A 20,711-nucleotide genomic window follows, 5' to 3' on the forward strand; every position below is an offset into this window, starting at 1 on the left:
TTGTGATAAAAGAGTAAAAAGAGGTATCGTGATGATACCTCTTTTTAACTGAAGAATGCCAACGTATTATTTATAATATGAAATAACATAGCTGGAAGAATGGATTTTGTTTTCTTACATAAAATAGCCATTAATAATCCCATGAAGAAAGTAATTACCATTACTCCAAGTGAGTATGTATGAGCGATACCAAAGAAGAAACTTGTTAAGACTGCTGCAATCCAAAATGGAAAGCGTTCAGAGAAGAAGTGAAGTATAAAACCACGGAAAATAAGTTCTTCAAAAATTGGTGTGAGTATTGCAAATCCCAGAAGTAATAGTATTTGATATTGCTTAAAAACGTCTAAGTTTAGTGCGGAAGATTGCTGCTTTGTTGCGTCTTGGAATACATAATTTAATAAGAAGTAGTTGAGTATGATGTTTATAGCGAAGAAAAGAAGTAAATATACGTATGTGCGCCATTCTTTCAGTGCTTTAAAGTTAAAAGAGTTCAGTAATAATCTTTTCGCAGGTTTGAATTTAAAAATAAAGAATAACAACATGGCTAGTTGTAACCCTATACTTGCGGTGTTTGCAATAGATTCATACAGGGCAATTTGCTTTTTATTTGTAAGACCAGCCGTATAAATTGTTAAGGGCATTATTGCTAGGAACAAGGTAATGAGTCCAGTTCCGAAAAAAGCGAATAAAACGGAGCTAATAAATTGTCCCCATGACATAGAGTGTTTCTGTTCATCAGAAAGTTGTGTAGCGGATTGCATTTGTGAAATCACCTCTTTATATTTGTATATTTAATTATAAAGTAATCTGTTTTTGAATGTAACATTTAAATATTACATTCAAAGGTGTATTTTTCGTAAAATAATAAAAGAGGTATCACCCTGTAGTGATGCCTCTTTCTCATTGATAACTATGTTCTGCCTTGTTATTCAATTTTGCTTGCTCTATTTGCAATTCACGCTCTACCAATCGATCTAATTGCTGAATAGCTTTCAGTGCTTTTTCATAAGAGATAGTTCGGTAATGGTGCGCTCCGCCTGGTTCTTCATCTGCTTCGTCTGCCCATTTAATAATGCTTTGAAGAGATGTTCTTTCAATTTCTTGTTCCACTAAGAAAGAATCTGTATGCAGAAGAATCGCGATAGAAATTTCTTTTGCTAGTTTTGGATGCTCTCCCAATCTAATAAGCAATTTATGTGCTCTTTCTGCACCTTTAATTGCATGGATATCATTCTTTTTATATAAGTCATAGTCCCATTCGCCACCTGTGTACCACGTATGATGTCCGATATCATGAAGGAAGCCAGCTTTTGTGGCAGCATCGACTGAGGCGTGATGCTTTTTGGCTAGGTGAAACGCATGGTAAGCGACAGCGATCGCGTGAACCATTCCAGAACGATTTACGTATTTTTGTGTAATATGGTGTTTAAAAATTTGTTCAAGCGTAATACGGTGCATAAAACATTCACTCCTTTTATCTAATGATGTATACGAAGAAAAAACGATTGGTTTAAATGTATTTTGAACATTGTACTCCATCATAGTTCGTTAGTAAAGTAGAAATGTTTAGGAGAAGAAAAAATTTTTCGTGAAAAAAATCACCTTGGCTTATGCGAAGGTGATTTTTAAATTGCTTATTTTTTTAATCCTTGCTCAAGTGTTTCTAACATTTCATGTTTTTCATTTTCATCAGCATTTTTCCAAATGACTTCGAATAAAACGCCAAGACCTGGAAGCATTTTTTCTTCACCGCTTTGAATTGCATCGACAATTGTTTCTTGTAATTGATCTTGTGAATTTCCAGATACATTCGCTAATACGGCACCGCGTAAATTAAAACTCATTGTTTTCACCTCTTCTTCAGAATTGAAACTGACGTTAGTTTTTGTTCTTTTTTATGTAAATATGTATGAAAAATAGGCTATAATGATAAGACAAGAAGAGAGGGAAATACATATTATGAAAAACATTGATTCAATACAAAATCCGCGTGTAAAGCAGTGGAAAAAGCTGCAAACGAAAAAAGAACGCGATAAAAAAGGTTTATTTTTTGTAGAAGGATTCCACTTAGTCGAAGAAGCTTTGAAGGCAGGAATTGTAACAGAACTTATCGTTTCAGATCAGACAGACCTTCCGAGAGATTGGACAGTTAATGATGTGGAAATGTATATCGTGCCTGAGGCTATTGTAAAAATACTTCGTGAAACAGAAACGACGCAAGGTGTATTTGCTGTTTGTGAGAAGCATGAGAAAGAAGTAGCTCTTACTGATGGGAAATTCCTTTTATTAGATGGCCTGCAAGACCCAGGTAATTTAGGGACAATTATTCGTACAGCTGATGCAGCTGGTATTCATGCCGTTGTGCTTGGAGAAGGTTGTGTTGATGTTTACAATAGTAAAGTACTCCGCTCTACACAAGGTTCTATTTTCCACTTGCCAATTGTAAAAGGGAACTTAGAAGAATGGGTAGACAAGTTAAAAGAAAATAACGTTCCTGTATATGGAACAGCTCTTGAAAATGGAGTTCCGTATGGTGAAGTAACTCCGGCCGGAAGTTTTGCATTAATTGTTGGAAATGAAGGAAATGGCGTACGCCAAGAAATTCTTGCAAAAACGGATCAAAACTTGTATATTCCGATTTACGGCGGGGCAGAATCATTAAATGTTGCGGTTGCAGCAGGGATTTTAACGTATTATTTACAAAGCCCAGTTGCGAACAAATAAAAAACTTCTTATAATAAGTTGAAGTACATTATATTAAAAGTTAAATAACGAAAAACGTTGATAGAGAAGAGTAGCTTACAAAATCGCCATATAGGGAGAGAATGCCGTAGACTGAAAGCATTCTTATGGTAGACGGAAGTGAATTCACCTCTGGAGTTGACGCCAGGACCATGTATATGTAAAGGCGTTCCGGTCAGAATTGATCGTTATAACTAATGAGTGGGCAGACTTGTTCTGTCAATTTAGGGTGGTACCGCGAATTTACCTCGTCCCTTTTTGGGAGCGAGGTTTTTTTATTTTTAAAATTAGGAGGGTTCCAAAATGGAAGCACGTTTAAAAGAGCTAAAGCAAAAAGCGTTAGAGCTTATTGAAGAAGCGAAAGAGCTAAAGGGCTTAAACGACGTACGCGTAGCGTATTTAGGAAAAAAAGGTCCAATTACAGAAGTATTACGCGGCATGGGAAAATTATCAGCAGAAGAGCGTCCACGTATGGGAGCATTAGTGAATGAAGTACGTGAAGCGATTCAAACGCGTCTAGAAGACAAAATTAGCAACTTAGAAAAAGCAGTAATTGAAGCGAAATTAGCTACGGAAACAATTGATGTTACATTACCAGGTCGTCCTGTTGAAACAGGTTGTCACCATCCGTTAACAGCTGTTGTTGAACAAATTGAAGATGTATTCATCGGTATGGGTTATGAAGTAGCTGAAGGAACAGAAGTAGAAAAAGACTACTACAACTTCGAAGCACTAAACTTACCGAAAGATCACCCAGCACGTGACATGCAAGATACATTCTACATTACAGAAGAAACGTTACTACGTACACATACATCTTCTGTGCAAGCACGTACGATGGAAAATAATAAAGAAAAAGGCCCAATCAAAATTATTTGTCCTGGTAAAGTGTATCGCCGCGATGATGATGATGCGACGCATTCACATCAGTTCATGCAAATTGAAGGCCTTGTAATTGATAAAAACATTCGTATGAGTGACTTAAAAGGTACACTGCAAGTATTCGTGAAAAAGATGTTCGGTGAAGATCGTGAAATCCGTCTTCGTCCAAGTTTCTTCCCATTCACAGAGCCATCTGTAGAGATGGATATTTCTTGTATGATGTGTCATGGCAAAGGTTGCGGCACTTGTAAAGGAACTGGCTGGATTGAAATTCTAGGCGCAGGTATGGTTCATCCGAACGTACTTGAAATGGCTGGTTATGATTCAAAAGAATATCAAGGTTTCGCATTCGGTATGGGCGCAGAGCGTATCGCAATGTTGAAATACGGAGTAGATGACATTCGTCATTTCTATACAAATGATGTACGTTTCTTACAACAATTCAAACGAGCGTAAGGGAAGGAGAGGATAAATATGTTCGTATCATATCGTTGGTTACAAGAGTATGTAGATATTAAAGATGTAACAGCACAAGAACTAGCAGACAAAATCACGAAAAGTGGTATTGAAGTAGAAGGCGTTGAAGTATTAAATAAAGGTGTAAAAGGTGTTGTAGTTGGTCACGTATTAGAATGTGAAAAACACCCAGAAGCTGATAAATTAAGCAAATGCTTAATCGATATCGGTGAAGAAGAGCCAGTTCAAATTATTTGTGGAGCTGCTAACATTGCAAAAGGTTTAAAAGTACCAGTTGCAAAAGTTGGAGCTGTACTTCCTGGTAACTTCAAAATCAAAAAAGCAAAACTACGCGGTGAAGCTTCTCACGGTATGGTTTGTGCTCTTCAAGAGCTTGGTATTGATGGAAAGTTAGTTTCAAAAGAATACGCAGATGGTATCTTCATCTTCCCAAGTGACGCTGAAGTTGGTGCAGATGCACTTGAAATTTTAAACTTACACGATGAAGTACTTGAGCTTGGCTTAACACCAAACCGTGCAGATTGCCTAAACATGTTAGGTGTTGCATATGAAGTAGCTGCTATTTATGGCCGCGAAGTAAAACTTCCAGCTATCGACTTACAAGAAACAGCAGAAAAAACTTCTGATTATATTTCTGTAAGTGTAGAAGCGAAAGAAGAAAACCCGTTATACATTGCAAAAATGGTTAAAAACGTAAAGATTGGTCCATCACCAATGTGGATGCAAACTCGTCTTATGGCAGCTGGCATTCGTCCAATTAGCAACGTAGTTGATATTACAAACTACATTTTAATGGAATACGGTCAACCGTTACATGCATTCGATTACGATAAATTAGGTTCAAAAGAAATCGTTGTTCGTCTTGCAAAAGAAGGCGAAAAAATTGAAACGTTAGATGATCAAGAGCGTACATTACAAAGCCACCATCTTGTAATTACAAACGGCACGAAAGCTTTAGCTGTTGCTGGTGTAATGGGCGGGGCGGATTCTGAAGTTACAAATGAGACAGTAAACGTTCTAATTGAGTCTGCATACTTTGCAGGTCAAACAGTACGTCGTACATCAAAAGACTTAGGTCTTCGTAGTGAATCAAGTGCACGTTTCGAAAAAGGGATCGACCCAACACGTACATTTGAAGCAATTCAACACGCAGCTGCCTTAATGGCGAAATATGCTGGCGGTGAAGCACTTGAAGGTGTAGTAGAAGCTGATAACTTACAAGTACAAGAGCGTACAGTATCTGTTACTGCTGAAAAAGTAAACCGTGTATTAGGTACAAATATTTCTGCGAGTGAAATGGGTACAATGTTCGCGAACTTGAAATTCCCATTCACAGAAGTAGAAGGAACATTCCATGTAAATGTACCAGCACGTCGTCCTGATATTACAATTTCAGAAGACTTAGTAGAAGAAGTGGGCCGTCTATACGGTTATGACCACATTCCAGTTACATTACCTTCTGGAACGATGACTCGTGGTAAATTAACATTAGCACAAACGAAACGTCGTAAAGTACGTCGCTTCTTAGAGGGTGCTGGTTTATATGAAGCAATCACGTATTCATTAACGAGCGCTGACAAAGCGAAACAATACATGATTGAGCCAAACGAAAAGGCTCCTGTAGGTCTTGCACTTCCAATGAGTGAAGAGCGTAGCCAACTTCGTTTAAGCTTAGTGCCACAATTGCTAGAAGCAGTTTCATACAATGTTGCTCGTAAAAACGACAGCGTTGCTTTATACGAAGTAGGTTCTATCTTCTTACCAACAGAAGCAGGAGAACTTCCGAAAGAAGAACAACACCTTGCAGGTGTTATGACAGGTCTTGCTCTTCACCATGCATGGCAAGGTGAGAAGAAAGTAGTAGACTTCTTCGTTGTGAAAGGTGTACTAGAAGGACTATTCGACGTACTTGGCGTTTCAAACCAAATCACATATGCACCAGCAAAACGTGAAGGTATGCACCCAGGCCGTACAGCTGACATCGTATTAGATGGCGAAGTAATTGGTTTCATCGGTCAATTGCACCCAGAAGCAGAAAAACAATTAGATGTGAAAAATACATTCGTATTTGAACTATCTCTTGTAAAAATATTCGGTGCAGACGCTGAAGAAACTTACTACTCAGCAATTCCGCGTTTCCCATCTATGACACGTGACATGGCTGTTGTAGTAACAAAAGAAACAAAAGCTGGTGAAATGAAGCAAGTCATTGCTGAAGCTGGCGGAGAACTTTTGAAAGACGTAACACTATTCGACTTATACGAAGGTGAAAAAATGGAAGAAGGCAAGAAATCACTTGCATTCTCTATGACTTACTTCGATGCAGAACGTACGTTAACAGATGAAGAAGTAACAGAAGCGCATAACCGTGTATTAACAACGGTAGAAGAGAAATTTGGTGCGGAGTTACGTAAGTAATTAGAAAATTGCCGGATTCATTCCGGCAATTTTTTTATTGCACAATCGTCGACAGATGTCGGTAAGTCGATATATTACAAAAATCGCTTATATATTTTCTGGCATCTTGCATCTTTCTCTCGAATGTAGTACATTAATTTTAGTTTAACAAAATGAAAGACGATGATAAGGAAAAGTAGTATATACTATAATCCAAAGCGAGTCAGGGGCGGTGAGAGCCTGATGAGGCGGTATATGTGAAGAACACCTTGGAGTTGCTAACCGAAATTGAATTTTGTATTCAAGAGTAGACTTAGACGGGAAGCCGGCCTGTTACAAACCGGGAAGTATGTATTACATACGAGTTAAAGTTGGTCTTTATGACAAATTGGGTGGTACCGCGAAGTTTAACCTTTCGTCCCTTTATGGATGAAAGGTTTTTTTGTATTTAAATATATCAGCAAAGGAGAATTTCACTATGGAAAACACATTAGTAAAAAGTCTGTATAGAGATACAGAAAAGTATGCAGGTCAAACAGTACAAGTATCAGGGTGGATTCGTAACTTACGTGATTCAAAAGCATTTGGTTTCATCGAATTAAACGACGGTAGCTTCTTCAAAAGCGTTCAAATCGTTTTCGATACAGAATTAGAGAACTTTAAAGAAATTGCAAAGCTGCCACTTAGCTCTTCAGTGAAAGTAGAAGGTAAAGTAATTGCAACGCCTGGAGCGAAGCAACCATTTGAAATTAAAGCAGAAAAAATTGATATCGAGGGCTTATCAGATTCTGATTACCCACTTCAAAAGAAGCGTCATACGTTTGAATACTTACGTACAATCGCTCACTTACGTCCAAGAACAAATGCATTCTCTGCAACGTTCCGCGTACGTTCTATCGCAGCATTTGCGATTCACCAGTTCTTCCAAGAGCGTGGATTCGTACATGTTCACACACCAATCATCACTGGTAGTGATACAGAAGGTGCTGGCGAAATGTTCCGCGTAACAACACAAGATTTAAACAACGTACCAAAAGGTGAAGACGGACAAGTTGATGAATCAAAAGACTTCTTCGGTAAAGAAACAAACTTAACAGTAAGTGGACAGCTGAACGCTGAAGCGTATGCATTAGCATTCCGTGATGTATATACATTCGGACCTACATTCCGTGCGGAAAACTCAAACACAACTCGCCACGCTGCTGAGTTCTGGATGGTTGAGCCTGAGATTGCATTCGCTGAGTTAGGCGATGTAATGGATCTTACAGAAGATATGCTGAAATATGCAATGAAATATGTATTAGAGCATGCACCAGAAGAAATGGACTTCTTCAACAGCTTCGTTGATAAAACAGTTCTAGAGCGTATGAACAACGTGATTAACTCTGACTTCGGTCGCATCACATATACAGAAGCAATTAAAGTACTTCAAGAATCAGGTGCTGACTTCAAATACCCAGTAGAATGGGGTATTGACTTACAAACAGAGCATGAAAGATACTTATCAGAAGAAATCTTCAAACGCCCTGTATTCGTAACTGACTACCCGAAAGACATTAAAGCGTTCTACATGCGTATGAATGAAGATGGAAAAACAGTAGCTGCTACTGACCTTCTAGTTCCTGGCATCGGCGAATTAATCGGCGGAAGTCAACGTGAAGAAAGAATGGACGTTTTAGTAGACAGAATTAAAGAATTAGGTATGAACGAAGAGGACTACTGGTGGTACTTAGAACTTAGAAAATACGGCGGTACAAAACACGCTGGATTCGGTCTAGGTTTCGAGCGCTTCCTAATGTACATCACTGGTATGGCTAACATCCGTGACGTAATTCCATTCCCAAGAACTCCAGGTTCTTCTGAGTTCTAAAATATGAAAAAAGCGAGAGGATTTCCTCTCGCTTTTTTGTTTGCATAGTTTATGACCCCGTAGCAAAAAGTAACGCGAAGGGGTGAATATAAATGAGTAAAAAAGTGAAAAAAGATCATTCAAGGTCAAGCCTTGGTTCTCCAGAAGTAGAAGGACAAGGAACGACGACACATGAAACAGGTTCACATAAAGTACCTTCATCAAATAAGAAGCAGAAACGAAGCTAACATAAAAAAGGAGAGTCTTGGCGACTCTCCTTTTTTCATGTATTACATCTTCTTATCGTTAATTTCTTTTGTAATGTTATCGACATCTTTGTCTAATCGATCGAAATAGAAAAACCACAGTAAACTTATGAACACGTAATAGATGGCCATCACGCCAAGATTATCAGATATATTTTCAAATGTAGATTTAGTAGTGAAAAAAGCTCCCCAAATGGTAGAAATAGTGAAGTAAGAAAGAGGACCTACGATGTGTACGAAAGCATAAAGTACCGTTTTTACTTTTACAGCGTTCATATGAAAAACCTCCTTTTTCTAATCATACATTCAAGTTCCTCACAGAAGTGTTGTAGTTTTGCTGGATTATGTATTAACAAGCGGGCATCGTGTTTCCCGATAAACCTGCGGATCCGAAAGTTTAATGAAAAAGATCGACCATAACGCTCTATTAAATCGTTGAACTCTCGTTGTTCACTTAGTAGCTGAATGTTTTCCCTAATTTCGAACTGTCTTTCATGTGGATCACCTAGTAAAATATTTAGAATCATTTGTAGAAGTAGCAATGTAGATCCCCTCCTATGTTGGAATAATCTGTATATTATAATTGTAACAAAACTATAAGGACAATAGTAGGATGAAACAAAAAACAGGAGTTTGTAGGCTCCTGTTTTTGTCGATACTATTTTAATAAGCGAAGCGCCTTCTCCGTATTAGCGAAATGCAGTTTCACAAACTCGGGTAATCGTTCTTTACCAAGCTTTTGAATTAATTTAGCAGCAGCGATATCAACTTGTTTACCAGCACCTTTTGGAAGTGGCATACCAGCTTTTTTACTTAGTTCGTCAAACTGTTTTACGAATGAGTAGCGAGCTAAAATAGAAGCAGCGGCTACTGCTAAATGGACGCTTTCACCTTTCGTAGCGAAATAAACATTTTCACGCTGTACCTGTTTTTGTTTTGCTAAATATTTATAGTATGTATCAGGTTGTGTGAATTGATCGATTAAGACGCCTTCAGGTTTTGTAGGTGCCATTTTCGCTAATAAGTTTGTAATAGCTTTATTATGTAGCAAGGCTTTTAACTTACCTTGGTTGTTTCCTTTATCAAATAGCTCGTTATATTTTTCATTATGAAGGACAAGAGAGCTGTAAGGAACAACGTGTAGAAGTTGTTTCGCAATGGCAGTAATTTGATCGTCATTTAAGTTTTTAGAGTCTTTTACACCAAGTTCTTTTAGTAGTGGAATTTGCTTCGCATCCACATATACAGCAACGACTGTCATCGGTCCAAAGAAATCTCCCGTACCAACTTCATCAGACCCTACAATAGACATTGTACCGATGGAAGCAGGCGGCGCATAACGATGGGAATCGACAGATTTTTTTACAGCTGTTTTTGGTGTTTGAGAGACAGTTTGCCAACGAGCAGCTTCTGCTTCAGCGCGGCCTCCTTGGAACATTACTTTTCCAGATTTATATGCTGTAATCGTGCAAGATGGTACCTTTGCCATGAAGATCCCGCCTTGCGGAGTTTTCGGGCTAAGCGAATGTTTATATTGTTGTTTCATGTCTTCAATTACTGTAGAATTTGTTTGAATTACGATAGAATTTGACATAATGGTCGCCCCTTTTTTTATATTGTTATTTTTATCATATCGGATTGTTCTTTCTGTTTCCATATTATGAAGGTTCATGGTATGATAAACTTTAGGATTCTGTACGTGATTGGAGGCCGGTGAGTTGTCACAACAAAAGGGAAAGAAAAGTCGAATTAATGTAGAAATCTATGGTCAACAATATTCAGTTGTTGGCGATGAAAGTACAAGTCATATCCGCATGGTAGCAGCGATTGTGGATGATAAAATGCGCGAACTCAATGCCAAGAATCCTTCGCTTGACACGAGTAGACTAGCGGTATTGACGGCGGTAAACGTCATACACGATTACATAAAATTAAAAGAAGAACATGAGAAATTGAAAGAAAGTATGACAAAAAAAGGAATGGAATAACATGATTGATATTATTATCATTTTACTGCTTGTTATGGGATTTTTCCTCGGCTTACGCAGAGGGTTTATTCTGCAACTTGTAAAGTTAACAAGCTTTATTATCGCATACCTTGTTGCATACTGGTACTGTAAAGATTTAGCGCCAGCACTTGCGAAATTTATTCCGTATCCATTTGATAAAAACGTATCTGTTCCAGAATGGATTGATGCAAATAATATTGAGACAGTATTTTATCAAGCGCTTGCGTTTATCATATTGTTTATTATCACTAAAATTGCACTTTCATTACTTGGTAATTTGTTAAATATGTTTGCAGAAATACCGGTTTTAAAGCAAGTAAATGCGTTTGCGGGGGCAATCCTCGGATTTTTAGAAGTATATATTATTTTGTTTGTCTTAATTATCATTGGAAACATACTTCCGATTGAACAAGTACAAACACCATTACAAAAATCATCAATTAGCAAAATAATTGTAGACGATACACCGATTCTATCTGAAAAGGTGAAGGAACTATGGCAGACAGGTAGCAGAGTATAACTTCTCTTTTTTCGGAAAGAGAAGTTTTTTTCTATGAAAGAAAGGCGGGGCAATGATGAAAGTAAATAAAAAACAAGTTATCAAATTATTAGAGACAATCGGGCTTTTTATGGAACTAAAGGGTGCGAATCCATTTAAAATATCTGCATTTCGTAAAGCGGCAGCAGCATTAGAAAGTGACGATCGTAGTCTTTCTGAAATTGAAGATTTCACAAAGATTCCAGGCATCGGAAAAGGAACAGCAGCCGTTATTCAAGAATATATAGAATCGGGAACATCTGAAGTATTACAAGAACTTGAAAAAGAAGTACCAAGTAGCTTATTGCCGTTATTAAAACTACCAGGTCTTGGTGGTAAAAAGGTGGCTAAGTTATATAAAGAGCTAGGCGTTATTGATATGGAGACGTTAAAAGCTGCTTGTGAGGAAAATAAAGTACAAGCTTTAGCTGGTTTCGGTAAGAAGACAGAAGAGAAAATATTAGAAGCAATCGATCAAGTAGGCTCTCGTCCAGAGCGTTTACCAATTGCGATGGTATTGCCTATTGCCGGGGAAATAGAGGAGAAATTGTCGAATATTGCTGAAGTAATTCGTTTCTCTCGCGCTGGTAGTTTGCGCCGTGTTCGTGAAACAGTGAAAGATTTAGATTTTATCATTGCAACTACAGAACCAGCAGCGGTACGTGAGCATTTACTACAATTCGATAATATGATTGAGGTAATCGCAAGTGGGGATACGAAAGTTTCTGTTCGTCTTCAATATGAATATGATATTTCAATTGATTTCCGCTTAGTAAAACCAGAAGAGTTTATTACAACACTTCACCATTTCACAGGATCAAAAGACCATAACGTAAAAATGCGTCAAATCGCAAAAGATAAAGGCGAGAAAATTAGTGAGTACGGTGTAGAGAACTTAGAAACAGGTGAAGTGAAAACATTTGAGACTGAAGAAGACTTCTTTGCTCATTTCGGTCTGCCATTTATTCCGCCAGAAGTGCGTGAAGATGGAAAAGAAATTGAATTAATTAAAGAGTATCCGAACTTAATTCAGTTTTCCGATATACAAGGTGATTTACATATGCATACAACTTGGAGTGACGGTGCTTTTTCTATTGAAGAAATGGTACAAGCGTGCCGTGCTCGTGGATATAAGTTTATGGCGATTACTGATCACTCGCAATACTTAAAAGTAGCGAATGGTTTAACGAAAGAGCGTCTTCGTGAGCAAGCGAAAGAAATTGAACGTATGAATGAAAAGTATCCAGACATTACAATTTTACGCGGAATTGAAATGGACATTTTACCAGATGCCTCGCTTGATTTTGATGATGAAGTATTAGAAGAATTAGACTATGTCATTGGAGCGATTCACTCTAGCTTCTCACAAGACCGTGAAACGATTATGAAGCGTCTGCGTACTGCACTTGAGAATAAACATGTTACAATGATTGCCCATCCGACAGGACGTCTTCTCGGGCGTCGTGAGGGTTATGATGTAGATACAGATTTATTAATTGAACTCGCAAAAGAAACAAATACAGTTTTAGAATTAAATGCGAATCCGAACCGTCTAGATTTAAGTGCGAAATTATTAAAACAAGCACAAGATGCTGGTGTGAAAGTAGCGATTAATACGGATGCTCATACGCTTGAAATGTTAGAAGATATGGAAACAGGTGTAGCAGCAGCACGTAAAGGTTGGATTCAAAAAGATAACGTGATTAACACGTGGGATATTGAACGTTTATTAGACTATATTAAACGTAATAAGTAACACAAGGGGGACCTGCAACATGTTAGAAAGAACGTTGCGTGTATTAGAATACAATAAAGTAAAAGAACAATTACTTGAACATACAGCATCTTCACTTGGTCGTGACAAAGTGAAGCATTTAGTGCCGAGCACTGATTTTGAAGAAATTGTAGAAATGCAAGATACAACGGATGAAGCAGCGAAAGTCATTCGTTTAAAAGGTAGTGCACCATTAGGTGGCATTACGGATATTCGTTCAAATGTGAAGCGTGCAAAGATTGGAAGTATGTTAAGCCCGAATGAACTACTTGATATTGCGAATACGATGTATGGTAGTCGTAATATGAAACGTTTCATTGAAGATATGGTTGATAACGGTGTCGAGCTTCCGATTTTAGAAACTCATGTCGCTCAAATTGTATCTTTATATGATTTAGAAAAGAAAATTACAAATTGCATCGGTGATGGCGGTGAAGTAGTCGATAGCGCGAGTGATAAACTGCGTGGTATTCGTACTCAAATTCGTACTGCGGAAAGCCGTATTCGTGAAAAGTTAGAAAATATGACGCGTTCTTCAAACGCGCAAAAGATGTTGTCTGACTCGATTGTAACGATTCGTAACGAACGTTACGTAATACCAGTAAAGCAAGAATACCGCGGCGTATATGGTGGTATTGTTCACGATCAATCTGCTTCTGGACAAACGTTATTTATTGAACCGCAAGTCATTGTAGAATTAAATAACGCACTGCAAGAAGCACGAGTGAAAGAAAAACAAGAAATCGAACGCATCTTATTAATGTTAACGGAAGAAGTGGCAGTAGAAGCCGATATCGTTTTATCAAACGTAGAAGTAGTTGCAAATCTTGATTTCATCTTTGCGAAAGCTTTTTATGCGAAGCGAATTAAAGCAACGAAACCAATCGTAAATAACAAGCGTTACATGGATTTAAGACAAGCACGTCATCCGCTTATCGATCCAGAAATTATCGTGCCAAATAACATTATGTTAGGTAAAGATTTCACGACAATTGTTATTACAGGACCGAATACAGGTGGTAAAACAGTTACGCTGAAAACGGTTGGTATTTGTGTATTAATGGCGCAATCTGGCCTTCACATTCCAGTAATGGATGAATCAGAGATTTGTGTATTTAAAAATATCTTTGCTGATATCGGTGATGAGCAATCGATTGAACAAAGTTTAAGTACGTTCTCCTCACATATGGTGAACATTGTAGATATTTTAGAAAAAGCTGATTTTGAAAGCTTAGTTTTATTCGATGAATTAGGTGCTGGAACAGACCCGCAAGAAGGTGCTGCACTAGCAATTTCGATTTTAGATGAAGTATGTAATCGCGGTGCTCGCGTTGTTGCTACGACGCATTACCCAGAATTAAAAGCATACGGATACAACCGTGAGCAAGTTATTAATGCGAGTGTTGAGTTCGATGTGAACACATTAAGCCCAACATATAAATTATTAATCGGTGTACCAGGTCGTAGTAACGCCTTTGAAATTTCGAAGCGTCTTGGATTATCTGATCGCGTTATTGACCAAGCCCGTAACCACATTAGTACAGATACAAATAAAATCGAAAATATGATTGCGAAGTTAGAAGAGAGCCAGAAGAACGCAGAGCGTGACTGGAATGAAGCAGAGGCACTTCGCAAACAATCTGAGAAACTTCATCGTGAGTTGCAACGTCAAATTATTGAATTTAACGATGAGCGTGATGAAAAACTATTAAAAGCGCAAAAAGAAGGGGAAGAAAAAGTCGAAGCTGCGAAGAAAGAAGCAGAAGGTATTATTCAAGAACTTCGTCAATTGCGTAAAGCACAGCTTGTAAATGTGAAAGACCATGAGCTTATTGAAGCGAAGAGCCGTCTAGAAGGAACAGCGCCAGAGCTTGTGAAGAAGCAAAAAGTAAACGTGAAAAACACTGCGCCGAAACAACAGTTACGTGCAGGCGATGAAGTAAAAGTATTAACGTTCGGTCAAAAAGGTCAATTACTTGAAAAAGTAAGCGATACAGAGTGGAGCGTACAAATCGGTATTCTGAAGATGAAAGTAAAAGAATCTAATATGGAATACATTAACACACCGAAACAAACAGAGAAAAAAGCAGTCGCAAGTGTGAAGGGTAGAGATTACCACGTTTCATTGGAACTTGATCTTCGCGGTGAACGTTATGAAGATGCAATGATGCGCGTTGAAAAATATTTAGACGATGCCCAGCTTGCAAGTTATCCTCGTGTATCAATCATTCACGGTAAAGGAACAGGAGCGCTTCGCCAAGGTGTACAAGATTACTTGAAGAAGCACCGCGGCGTGAAGAATTACCGTTACGGTGACATGGGCGAGGGAGGCCTAGGCGTAACAGTTGTCGAATTAAAATAGAAAACAACGAAACAAAGGGGAAACCATTATATGTTTATGGACAAACTTGCAAAAGTATTGTTAGCTTGTTGTGGAATATTTTTGGTGATTGGGGTTATTTATTTAGTTGTTTTTGCGAAGTGAAAAAGCGTCAATCGTGGCATAATGATATTGCCATAGATTGACGTTTTTATTATATATGAAAAGGAACAAAACATGAAAATCAACCAATACATAAGCGAAGCAAAATCCTGCTCAAGACGTGAAACAGATCGCCTTATTAAAGCTGGACGCGTGGCTATTAATGGCGAAATATGTACGCACGGTGCACTCGTGAGCGATGGTGATAGGGTAACGATTGATGGGCAAGTTATTGTAAAAGAAGAGAAAGAAAAAGTGTATATCGCATTCCATAAACCAGTCGGAATTACTTGTACAGCAGCTGATCATATTGAAGATAATATTATTGATTATATCAATTACCCAGAGCGAATCTTTCCAGTTGGGCGATTAGATAAAGCATCAGAAGGACTTATTTTATTAACGAATGATGGCGCGATTGCCAATCAAATTTTACACGGTGATCACGAACACGAGAAAGAATATGTTGTCACAGTCGATAAACCTTTTACGGACTGGTTTATTGATGAGATGTCCAGCGGTGTAAAGATTAAAGATGGTATGACGAAGCCGTGCAAAGTGACGAGAGTCGATCAATCAACATTTCGTATCGTTTTAACGCAAGGAATGAACAGGCAAATTCGTAGAATGAGTCGTGCTTTCGGATTTACTGTAATAAAGCTAAAGCGAGTGCGCATTATGAATATAGAGCTAAATGAGCTTGGAGTAGGAAAATGGCGGAACATTGCAACTGAGGAATTAGAGATATTAAAAGGGCAGTTATAGGGAGGAAAAATTTTCTCCCTATATTTTTTTGTCAGAAAAAATAAAACTATTGATTTTTTAAAAAATAGCCCATATAATAAAAAACAACAAGTTTCGACAAGATATTTTATAAAAGTAATGATGAGGACATGAGTTGTATTTTACGATTCTCAGAGAGGGGAGCCTTAGGCTGTGAGCTTCCTAATACGAAAAGACAAGCTTACCACCTCTAAACTTCAAGAGTGAACTGCATGCATGATGCATTGTAATTCTTGACGGATAAAACCGTTATCAATTTACACGAGCTATAAAATGAGCTTATTTTGCTATAAATTCATTTTATTAGAATAAGGGTGGAACCACGATTTCAACACTCGTCCCTTTGTTAGGGACGGGTGTTTTTTGCGTTCTTTTACGGGGAAGTATGCTTGAAAGAGGATATGTGACGGATTATATTTCAGAATATTTTGTCAATTAATTATTTTAGGAGGTTAGTAGAAATGAAGTCATCTTTAAAGTTTTCAGAGATGTTTGCAATAAGTTTAATGTTATTTGCACTGTTTTTTGGTGCAGGTAATATGATTTTTCCACCAGCGTTAGGGCAAGGTGCTGGAACGGACGTATGGATCGCGCTGTTTGGTTTTATCGTAACAGGCGTTGGACTACCTTTATTAGGCGTAATTGTTATAGCTTTAAAGGGAGATATTAATGAGCTAGCAGGACGTGTACATCCTATATTCGCACTTGTTTTTATCACTGCCATTTATTTATGTTTAGGCGTATTCGTAAGTGTGCCGCGTACAGGAACAGTAGCTTATGAGATGAGTGTTGCACCGTTTTTACCAAGTGAGATAGCAGGTCAGTCATATCCACTTGTTATCTTTACACTTATTTTCTTTGCAGTAACTTTCTATTTAGCTTTAAATCCTTCGAAATTAGTGGGGCGTATTGGTAAAGTGCTAACTCCAATATTATTAGCTGTTATTGCAATTATCGTAGGTAAAGCACTTATTACACCAATTGGAGAATTTGGTGCACCGACAGAAGTGTATAGTGCTCCTCTCTTTAAAGGATTTATTGATGGATATTTAACTTTAGATGGACTTGCAGCACTTGTATTCGGAAATGTTGTAATTCATGCGTTAAAAGAAAAAGGCATTACAAATAAAAATAGTATTGCAAAAGTAACAATCTTTGCAGGATTTATTGCAGCGCTTGGTCTACTACTTGTGTATTTAGCGCTTGCTTATCTTGGAGCTTCTAGTGTGTCACTTGGAATGGGCGCAAACGGAGGAATTATTTTAACAAATGTCGTGAAGCATTTATTTGGCAGTTACGGAACTTTATTACTAGGGATCGCAATTACAGCAGCATGTTTAACAACTTCTGTAGGTATTGTTGCAGCTTGTGGTGATTACTTCTCTTCCTTATTACCAAAGCTTTCTTATCAAAAAGTCGTTTTCATTTTCTGTGTATTAGCATTTATGGTAGCAAATCTTGGGTTAACTCAGTTAAATGCATTAGCATTACCAATCTTAATCGCTATTTATCCAATTGGAATCGTACTTATCGTATTATCACTTGTTGAAAACTACGTTCGTCTTCCATTAGCGATGTATGTGGGGGGGATTGTAGGAGCATTTGCAATCAGTTTCTTTGATGGGTTACACAATGCAAACCTTCAAATTGCAGCGCTAGCACCTATTTTAGATAAGATTCCATTATATAGTGTAGGAATTGGTTGGTTAGTTCCAGGCATAATCGGTATAGGATTTGGTTATATAGTTTCTAAGTTTCAAAAGCAGGAAATTGCTGTAGAAAAATAGAGAAAAGAGGCTTTCTATAATAGAAAGTCTCTTTTTTTGTAGAAAAAGCCATATATAGAGAAATTCAGATATTAAAAATTTTATACGTAATATAGTTGACAAAAAATTTATGAGTAGGCTAAGATTGACTTAGTTGTGGAAATATTGGAAGGGAAGTGAGGGATAAGGGGTTTCTATAACTATAGTGTTGTTATGGGAAGAGGTGAAAGAAGGGGCGAAGAGATAGTTTATTTTTTTTGATTTATATTGAGAATGATAATCAATAAAAAAGTTTTATAATTTTTTCTCAGTTTCTATGCCTTTGTATAAGGAATAGGGTGAGATATTATTTTTAATATTCAATGAGAATGATAATCAATAATACTTATGTTACATAAAAGAATGCTAATTAAATAATAGGTAAAAGAGATTATTTTTTTCTTATAAATTGAGAATAATTATCATTTTCAAAAAGTGAAATGAAAGATAACCAAGGAGGAAACAAGAAAAATGAAAAAGGTTTCTGTATTACCCGCTTTTATTATAACGTTCGTATGTATGCTAGCTTTTCTTGTAATGCCATACGGAAATGCTTCAGCAAAACTAGCTGATGGTACTTACGATATTAATTACGTAATTCAAAAAGCGGAAAATGATTCAGCTTCAATGGCAAATGACTATTTTGAAAAGCCAGCAAAATTAGTAGTGAAAAACGGTGAGATGAGAGTACAAGTTCCGATGAATCATAGTGCTTGGATTACAGAATTTAAAGCACCAGAGAACGGGAATTTTGTTGATGCGAAAGTTGTTAGTAAAGATGAATCGGCAGATAAAAGAACAGTAGAGTTTAAAGTAGATGATTTATCCAAACCGGCAGCTGTAAAAATTCATGTTGTTGTACCAAATGCAAACTATGACCACCACTACACAATTCGTTTTGCTTTTGATGCAAATGTAAAAGCTGTAGGTGGCGATAACGGCGTAGCTGCTACTACAAAAAATAATGATCAAGCGAAAACAGATACACAAGTAAAAGAAGAGAAAACAAAAGTAGAGAATAAGGAAGCAGCTAAAGAAGTGAACAAAGAAACAAAAAATGAAAATGGAAAAGCTGAAAAAACAGATAACCCAAAAACAGGCGATGAAGCACGTATTGGATTGTTTGCAGCGTTAATTCTTATTTCAGGTGCTTTCTTAATTCGTAAAGTGAAGTTGAGTAAATAAATCTTTTGAAGGGTGATGAATATATGTTTAAACAATTTAAAATGATTATTGCCGTATTTGCTGTTTTATTTACGTTTATCGCAACACTAGGTTTACAAGATGCAAAGGCTACTACAAAACTAGCTGATGGAAAATATAATATTGCTTTTACTGTATGGAAAGGCGATAAAGATGAATCGTCTAGAATGAATAGTTATTTTGAAAGCCCAGCAACATTAACAGTTAAAAATGGAAAACAATATGTTTCATTTAAAGTGAAAGATAGTGCTTCTATTAAAAGTTTCCAAGTAGAAAAAGATGGTCAATTTGTAGAAACAACCGTGTTAAGTGAAAACAAAAAAGATAATACTAGAGTTGTAGAATTTGAAGTTGCTGACTTGTCAAAAAAACTAAATGGCAAGGTGAAAATTAATATTCCAATTATTAATTATAATGCTTCGTATGATATTCGCTTTGTATTTGATGGGAATAGTATTAAATAATTTTCAAAAGGGAGAGTCGTTCCATTGAACAGGTATACAAAAATTATTGTTGCTATGTTTTTAATGATATTTACATTCGTATCAACATTACAACCACTTGCAGTTCAAGCAGCTACCAAGTTGGCTGACGGTGAATATTCAATTGGCTTCAAAGTTTTAAAAGATACATCAGATGAAGAATCAATGATGAATCAATATTCAGTAAGCCCGGGAACTTTAAAAGTGAAGGATGGGAAAAAGAAAGTATCCTTTACATTAACGAATAGTTCATGGATTACGAAGTTTGAAACAGAAAAAGCAGGTAAGCTAGTTGCGACAAATGTAATTAGTGAAGATAAAGAAAAAGATACAAGAGTAGTAGAATTTGATGTAGAAGATGTAGAGAAGGTATTAAATGCAAAAGTAAAAGTAGATATTGATTTTTTAAATTATCATCATGAGTACGACGTTCGTATTGCATTTGATCAAAATAGCATTACACCAATTCATGTAGAAAAACCAAATGAAAAAGAGGACCCAGCTAATAAGCCAGATCCAAATGAAACTACCGATCCAGGTCAGAAGCCCGACCAAAAGCCTGACCCAGATCAACAACCAAATTCTAACACAATTACAGATGGTGCGTACAGCATTCCATTTAAAGTGTTAAAAGATCAAACAGATGAAGAATCTAAGATGAATACTTACATGGTAAATCCAGGAATATTAAAAGTAGAAAACGGTAAGAAAAAAGCAATTGTAACATTAAAAAGTAGCTCATTAATTAAAAATTTCCAAACGGAAAAAGATGGCGCATTTGTTGATGCAAAAGTAGTGAGTGAGGATAAGGAAAAAGATACAAGAGTAGTAGAGTTTGAAGTAAACGATTTGTCTAAAAAACTAAATACAAAAGTATTTATCGAAATGGCATCAAGAAATTATAAGCAAACGCATGATGTACAACTTTTATTTGAACAAGATAAACTTGAACAAATTAAAAATGAAGAGAAACAACCAGAAGTAGAAAAACCAGAAGTAGAAAAACCAGAAGTAGAAAAACC

20 protein-coding genes and 3 other annotated features are annotated in these 20,711 nt (G+C 36.9%); of the genes, 14 read left to right on the forward strand and 6 right to left on the reverse strand.

Annotated features, from left to right (window positions below):
* Positions 1 to 44: 44 nt before the first annotated feature.
* The 3 genes from C4S65_RS01930 to sspI all read right to left on the reverse strand — a co-directional run bounded on the left by C4S65_RS01930 (position 45) and on the right by sspI (position 1,844).
* A complete protein-coding gene (locus C4S65_RS01930) occupies positions 45 to 761 on the reverse strand; it encodes a type II CAAX endopeptidase family protein (protein WP_001190240.1) in 717 nt (238 codons plus the stop codon).
* 139 nt (positions 762 to 900) lie between these two features.
* Positions 901 to 1,458 (reverse strand): HD domain-containing protein, encoded by a 558-nt coding sequence (locus C4S65_RS01935; RefSeq protein ID WP_000554790.1) that lies wholly within the window; start codon positions 1,456 to 1,458, stop codon positions 901 to 903.
* 176 nt (positions 1,459 to 1,634) lie between these two features.
* The gene (gene sspI, locus C4S65_RS01940; RefSeq protein ID WP_000009509.1) at positions 1,635 to 1,844 is read right to left on the reverse strand and encodes a small acid-soluble spore protein SspI; all 210 of its coding nucleotides are present in this window, start codon (positions 1,842 to 1,844) and stop codon (positions 1,635 to 1,637) included.
* 82 nt (positions 1,845 to 1,926) lie between these two features.
* Here sspI and C4S65_RS01945 point away from each other — a divergent pair, with 82 nt between their 5' ends.
* From C4S65_RS01945 to C4S65_RS01965, 5 genes are all read left to right on the forward strand, one after another.
* Positions 1,927 to 2,724 (forward strand): RNA methyltransferase, encoded by a 798-nt coding sequence (locus tag C4S65_RS01945; protein ID WP_141551101.1) that lies wholly within the window; start codon positions 1,927 to 1,929, stop codon positions 2,722 to 2,724.
* Between the two features lie 48 nt (positions 2,725 to 2,772).
* Positions 2,773 to 3,001, forward strand: a binding site (T-box leader).
* 44 nt (positions 3,002 to 3,045) lie between these two features.
* On the forward strand, positions 3,046 to 4,080 hold the full coding sequence (pheS, locus tag C4S65_RS01950; RefSeq protein ID WP_000388222.1) for a phenylalanine--tRNA ligase subunit alpha: 1,035 nt from the start codon (positions 3,046 to 3,048) through the stop codon (positions 4,078 to 4,080).
* Between the two features lie 18 nt (positions 4,081 to 4,098).
* Entirely contained in the window at positions 4,099 to 6,519 is a 2,421-nt protein-coding gene (pheT, locus tag C4S65_RS01955; RefSeq protein WP_086405853.1) for a phenylalanine--tRNA ligase subunit beta, read from the forward strand.
* A gap of 153 nt (positions 6,520 to 6,672) precedes the next feature.
* Positions 6,673 to 6,924 (forward strand) — a binding site (T-box leader).
* A 52-nt stretch (positions 6,925 to 6,976) separates the two neighbouring features.
* A complete protein-coding gene (asnS, locus tag C4S65_RS01960; RefSeq protein ID WP_000432189.1) occupies positions 6,977 to 8,368 on the forward strand; it encodes an asparagine--tRNA ligase in 1,392 nt (463 codons plus the stop codon).
* 92 nt (positions 8,369 to 8,460) lie between these two features.
* A complete protein-coding gene (locus C4S65_RS01965; RefSeq protein ID WP_000039592.1) occupies positions 8,461 to 8,595 on the forward strand; it encodes a YuzL family protein in 135 nt (44 codons plus the stop codon).
* A 42-nt stretch (positions 8,596 to 8,637) separates the two neighbouring features.
* Here the strand turns inward: C4S65_RS01965 and C4S65_RS01970 are convergent, their stop codons facing one another.
* The 3 genes from C4S65_RS01970 to rnhC form a co-directional block, all read right to left on the reverse strand.
* On the reverse strand, positions 8,638 to 8,889 hold the full coding sequence (locus C4S65_RS01970; protein ID WP_061666227.1) for a hypothetical protein: 252 nt from the start codon (positions 8,887 to 8,889) through the stop codon (positions 8,638 to 8,640).
* Entirely contained in the window at positions 8,886 to 9,155 is a 270-nt protein-coding gene (locus C4S65_RS01975; protein WP_061666228.1) for a hypothetical protein, read from the reverse strand. Before C4S65_RS01975 ends, C4S65_RS01970 begins: the two co-directional genes overlap by 4 nt.
* A 116-nt stretch (positions 9,156 to 9,271) precedes the next feature.
* Entirely contained in the window at positions 9,272 to 10,207 is a 936-nt protein-coding gene (gene rnhC, locus C4S65_RS01980) for a ribonuclease HIII (RefSeq protein WP_061666229.1), read from the reverse strand.
* Between the two features lie 124 nt (positions 10,208 to 10,331).
* On the opposite strand from rnhC, the gene zapA reads away from it, so the two are divergent.
* The 9 genes from zapA to C4S65_RS35055 form a co-directional block, all read left to right on the forward strand.
* Positions 10,332 to 10,601, forward strand: coding sequence for a cell division protein ZapA (gene zapA / locus C4S65_RS01985; protein WP_000082701.1), 270 nt, complete (start codon positions 10,332 to 10,334; stop codon positions 10,599 to 10,601).
* Between the two features lies 1 nt (position 10,602).
* Positions 10,603 to 11,142 carry a CvpA family protein gene (locus C4S65_RS01990; protein ID WP_000565409.1) on the forward strand — a complete coding sequence of 180 codons (540 nt, stop codon included), beginning with the start codon at positions 10,603 to 10,605 and terminating at the stop codon, positions 11,140 to 11,142.
* A 55-nt stretch (positions 11,143 to 11,197) separates the two neighbouring features.
* Positions 11,198 to 12,916 carry a DNA polymerase/3'-5' exonuclease PolX gene (gene polX / locus C4S65_RS01995; protein WP_000867517.1) on the forward strand — a complete coding sequence of 573 codons (1,719 nt, stop codon included), beginning with the start codon at positions 11,198 to 11,200 and terminating at the stop codon, positions 12,914 to 12,916.
* Positions 12,917 to 12,935: 19 nt separating this feature from the next.
* Entirely contained in the window at positions 12,936 to 15,296 is a 2,361-nt protein-coding gene (locus C4S65_RS02000) for an endonuclease MutS2 (protein ID WP_086405857.1), read from the forward strand.
* Positions 15,297 to 15,491: 195 nt separating this feature from the next.
* A complete protein-coding gene (locus C4S65_RS02010; RefSeq protein WP_086405858.1) occupies positions 15,492 to 16,181 on the forward strand; it encodes a 23S rRNA pseudouridine(2604) synthase RluF in 690 nt (229 codons plus the stop codon).
* Positions 16,182 to 16,289: 108 nt separating this feature from the next.
* Positions 16,290 to 16,545 (forward strand) — a binding site (T-box leader).
* Between the two features lie 115 nt (positions 16,546 to 16,660).
* The gene (gene brnQ, locus C4S65_RS02015; RefSeq protein ID WP_098315818.1) at positions 16,661 to 17,986 is read left to right on the forward strand and encodes a branched-chain amino acid transport system II carrier protein; all 1,326 of its coding nucleotides are present in this window, start codon (positions 16,661 to 16,663) and stop codon (positions 17,984 to 17,986) included.
* A gap of 489 nt (positions 17,987 to 18,475) precedes the next feature.
* Entirely contained in the window at positions 18,476 to 19,189 is a 714-nt protein-coding gene (gene isdC, locus C4S65_RS02020; protein WP_061666232.1) for a heme uptake protein IsdC, read from the forward strand.
* 23 nt (positions 19,190 to 19,212) lie between these two features.
* Complete coding sequence (locus C4S65_RS02025; RefSeq protein ID WP_098838551.1) at positions 19,213 to 19,671, forward strand: NEAT domain-containing protein; 459 nt, start codon at positions 19,213 to 19,215, stop codon at positions 19,669 to 19,671.
* A gap of 24 nt (positions 19,672 to 19,695) precedes the next feature.
* Positions 19,696 to 20,711, forward strand: a 1,016-nt coding sequence (locus C4S65_RS35055; RefSeq protein ID WP_258043818.1) for an NEAT domain-containing protein, incomplete at its 3' end; no start/stop codon positions are given.

Origin of the sequence: Bacillus sp. ok061 (assembly GCF_900108285.1) — a bacterium.
Taxonomy (GTDB): Bacteria; Bacillota; Bacilli; order Bacillales; family Bacillaceae_G; genus Bacillus_A; species Bacillus_A thuringiensis_S.

Excerpts from the sequence above, each read along its gene's own strand:
- C4S65_RS01930 (WP_001190240.1), bottom strand. The coding sequence starts at position 761 with ATGCAATCCGCTACACAACTTTCTGATGAACAGAAACACTCTATGTCA.
- C4S65_RS01935 (WP_000554790.1), bottom strand. The coding sequence starts at position 1,458 with ATGCACCGTATTACGCTTGAACAAATTTTTAAACACCATATTACACAA.
- sspI (WP_000009509.1), bottom strand. The coding sequence starts at position 1,844 with ATGAGTTTTAATTTACGCGGTGCCGTATTAGCGAATGTATCTGGAAAT.
- C4S65_RS01945 (WP_141551101.1), top strand. The coding sequence starts at position 1,927 with ATGATAAGACAAGAAGAGAGGGAAATACATATTATGAAAAACATTGAT.
- pheS (WP_000388222.1), top strand. The coding sequence starts at position 3,046 with ATGGAAGCACGTTTAAAAGAGCTAAAGCAAAAAGCGTTAGAGCTTATT.
- pheT (WP_086405853.1), top strand. The coding sequence starts at position 4,099 with ATGTTCGTATCATATCGTTGGTTACAAGAGTATGTAGATATTAAAGAT.
- asnS (WP_000432189.1), top strand. The coding sequence starts at position 6,977 with ATGGAAAACACATTAGTAAAAAGTCTGTATAGAGATACAGAAAAGTAT.
- C4S65_RS01965 (WP_000039592.1), top strand. The coding sequence starts at position 8,461 with ATGAGTAAAAAAGTGAAAAAAGATCATTCAAGGTCAAGCCTTGGTTCT.
- C4S65_RS01970 (WP_061666227.1), bottom strand. The coding sequence starts at position 8,889 with ATGAACGCTGTAAAAGTAAAAACGGTACTTTATGCTTTCGTACACATC.
- rnhC (WP_061666229.1), bottom strand. The coding sequence starts at position 10,207 with ATGTCAAATTCTATCGTAATTCAAACAAATTCTACAGTAATTGAAGAC.
- C4S65_RS01990 (WP_000565409.1), top strand. The coding sequence starts at position 10,603 with ATGATTGATATTATTATCATTTTACTGCTTGTTATGGGATTTTTCCTC.
- polX (WP_000867517.1), top strand. The coding sequence starts at position 11,198 with ATGAAAGTAAATAAAAAACAAGTTATCAAATTATTAGAGACAATCGGG.
- C4S65_RS02000 (WP_086405857.1), top strand. The coding sequence starts at position 12,936 with ATGTTAGAAAGAACGTTGCGTGTATTAGAATACAATAAAGTAAAAGAA.
- C4S65_RS02010 (WP_086405858.1), top strand. The coding sequence starts at position 15,492 with ATGAAAATCAACCAATACATAAGCGAAGCAAAATCCTGCTCAAGACGT.
- brnQ (WP_098315818.1), top strand. The coding sequence starts at position 16,661 with ATGAAGTCATCTTTAAAGTTTTCAGAGATGTTTGCAATAAGTTTAATG.
- isdC (WP_061666232.1), top strand. The coding sequence starts at position 18,476 with ATGAAAAAGGTTTCTGTATTACCCGCTTTTATTATAACGTTCGTATGT.
- C4S65_RS02025 (WP_098838551.1), top strand. The coding sequence starts at position 19,213 with ATGTTTAAACAATTTAAAATGATTATTGCCGTATTTGCTGTTTTATTT.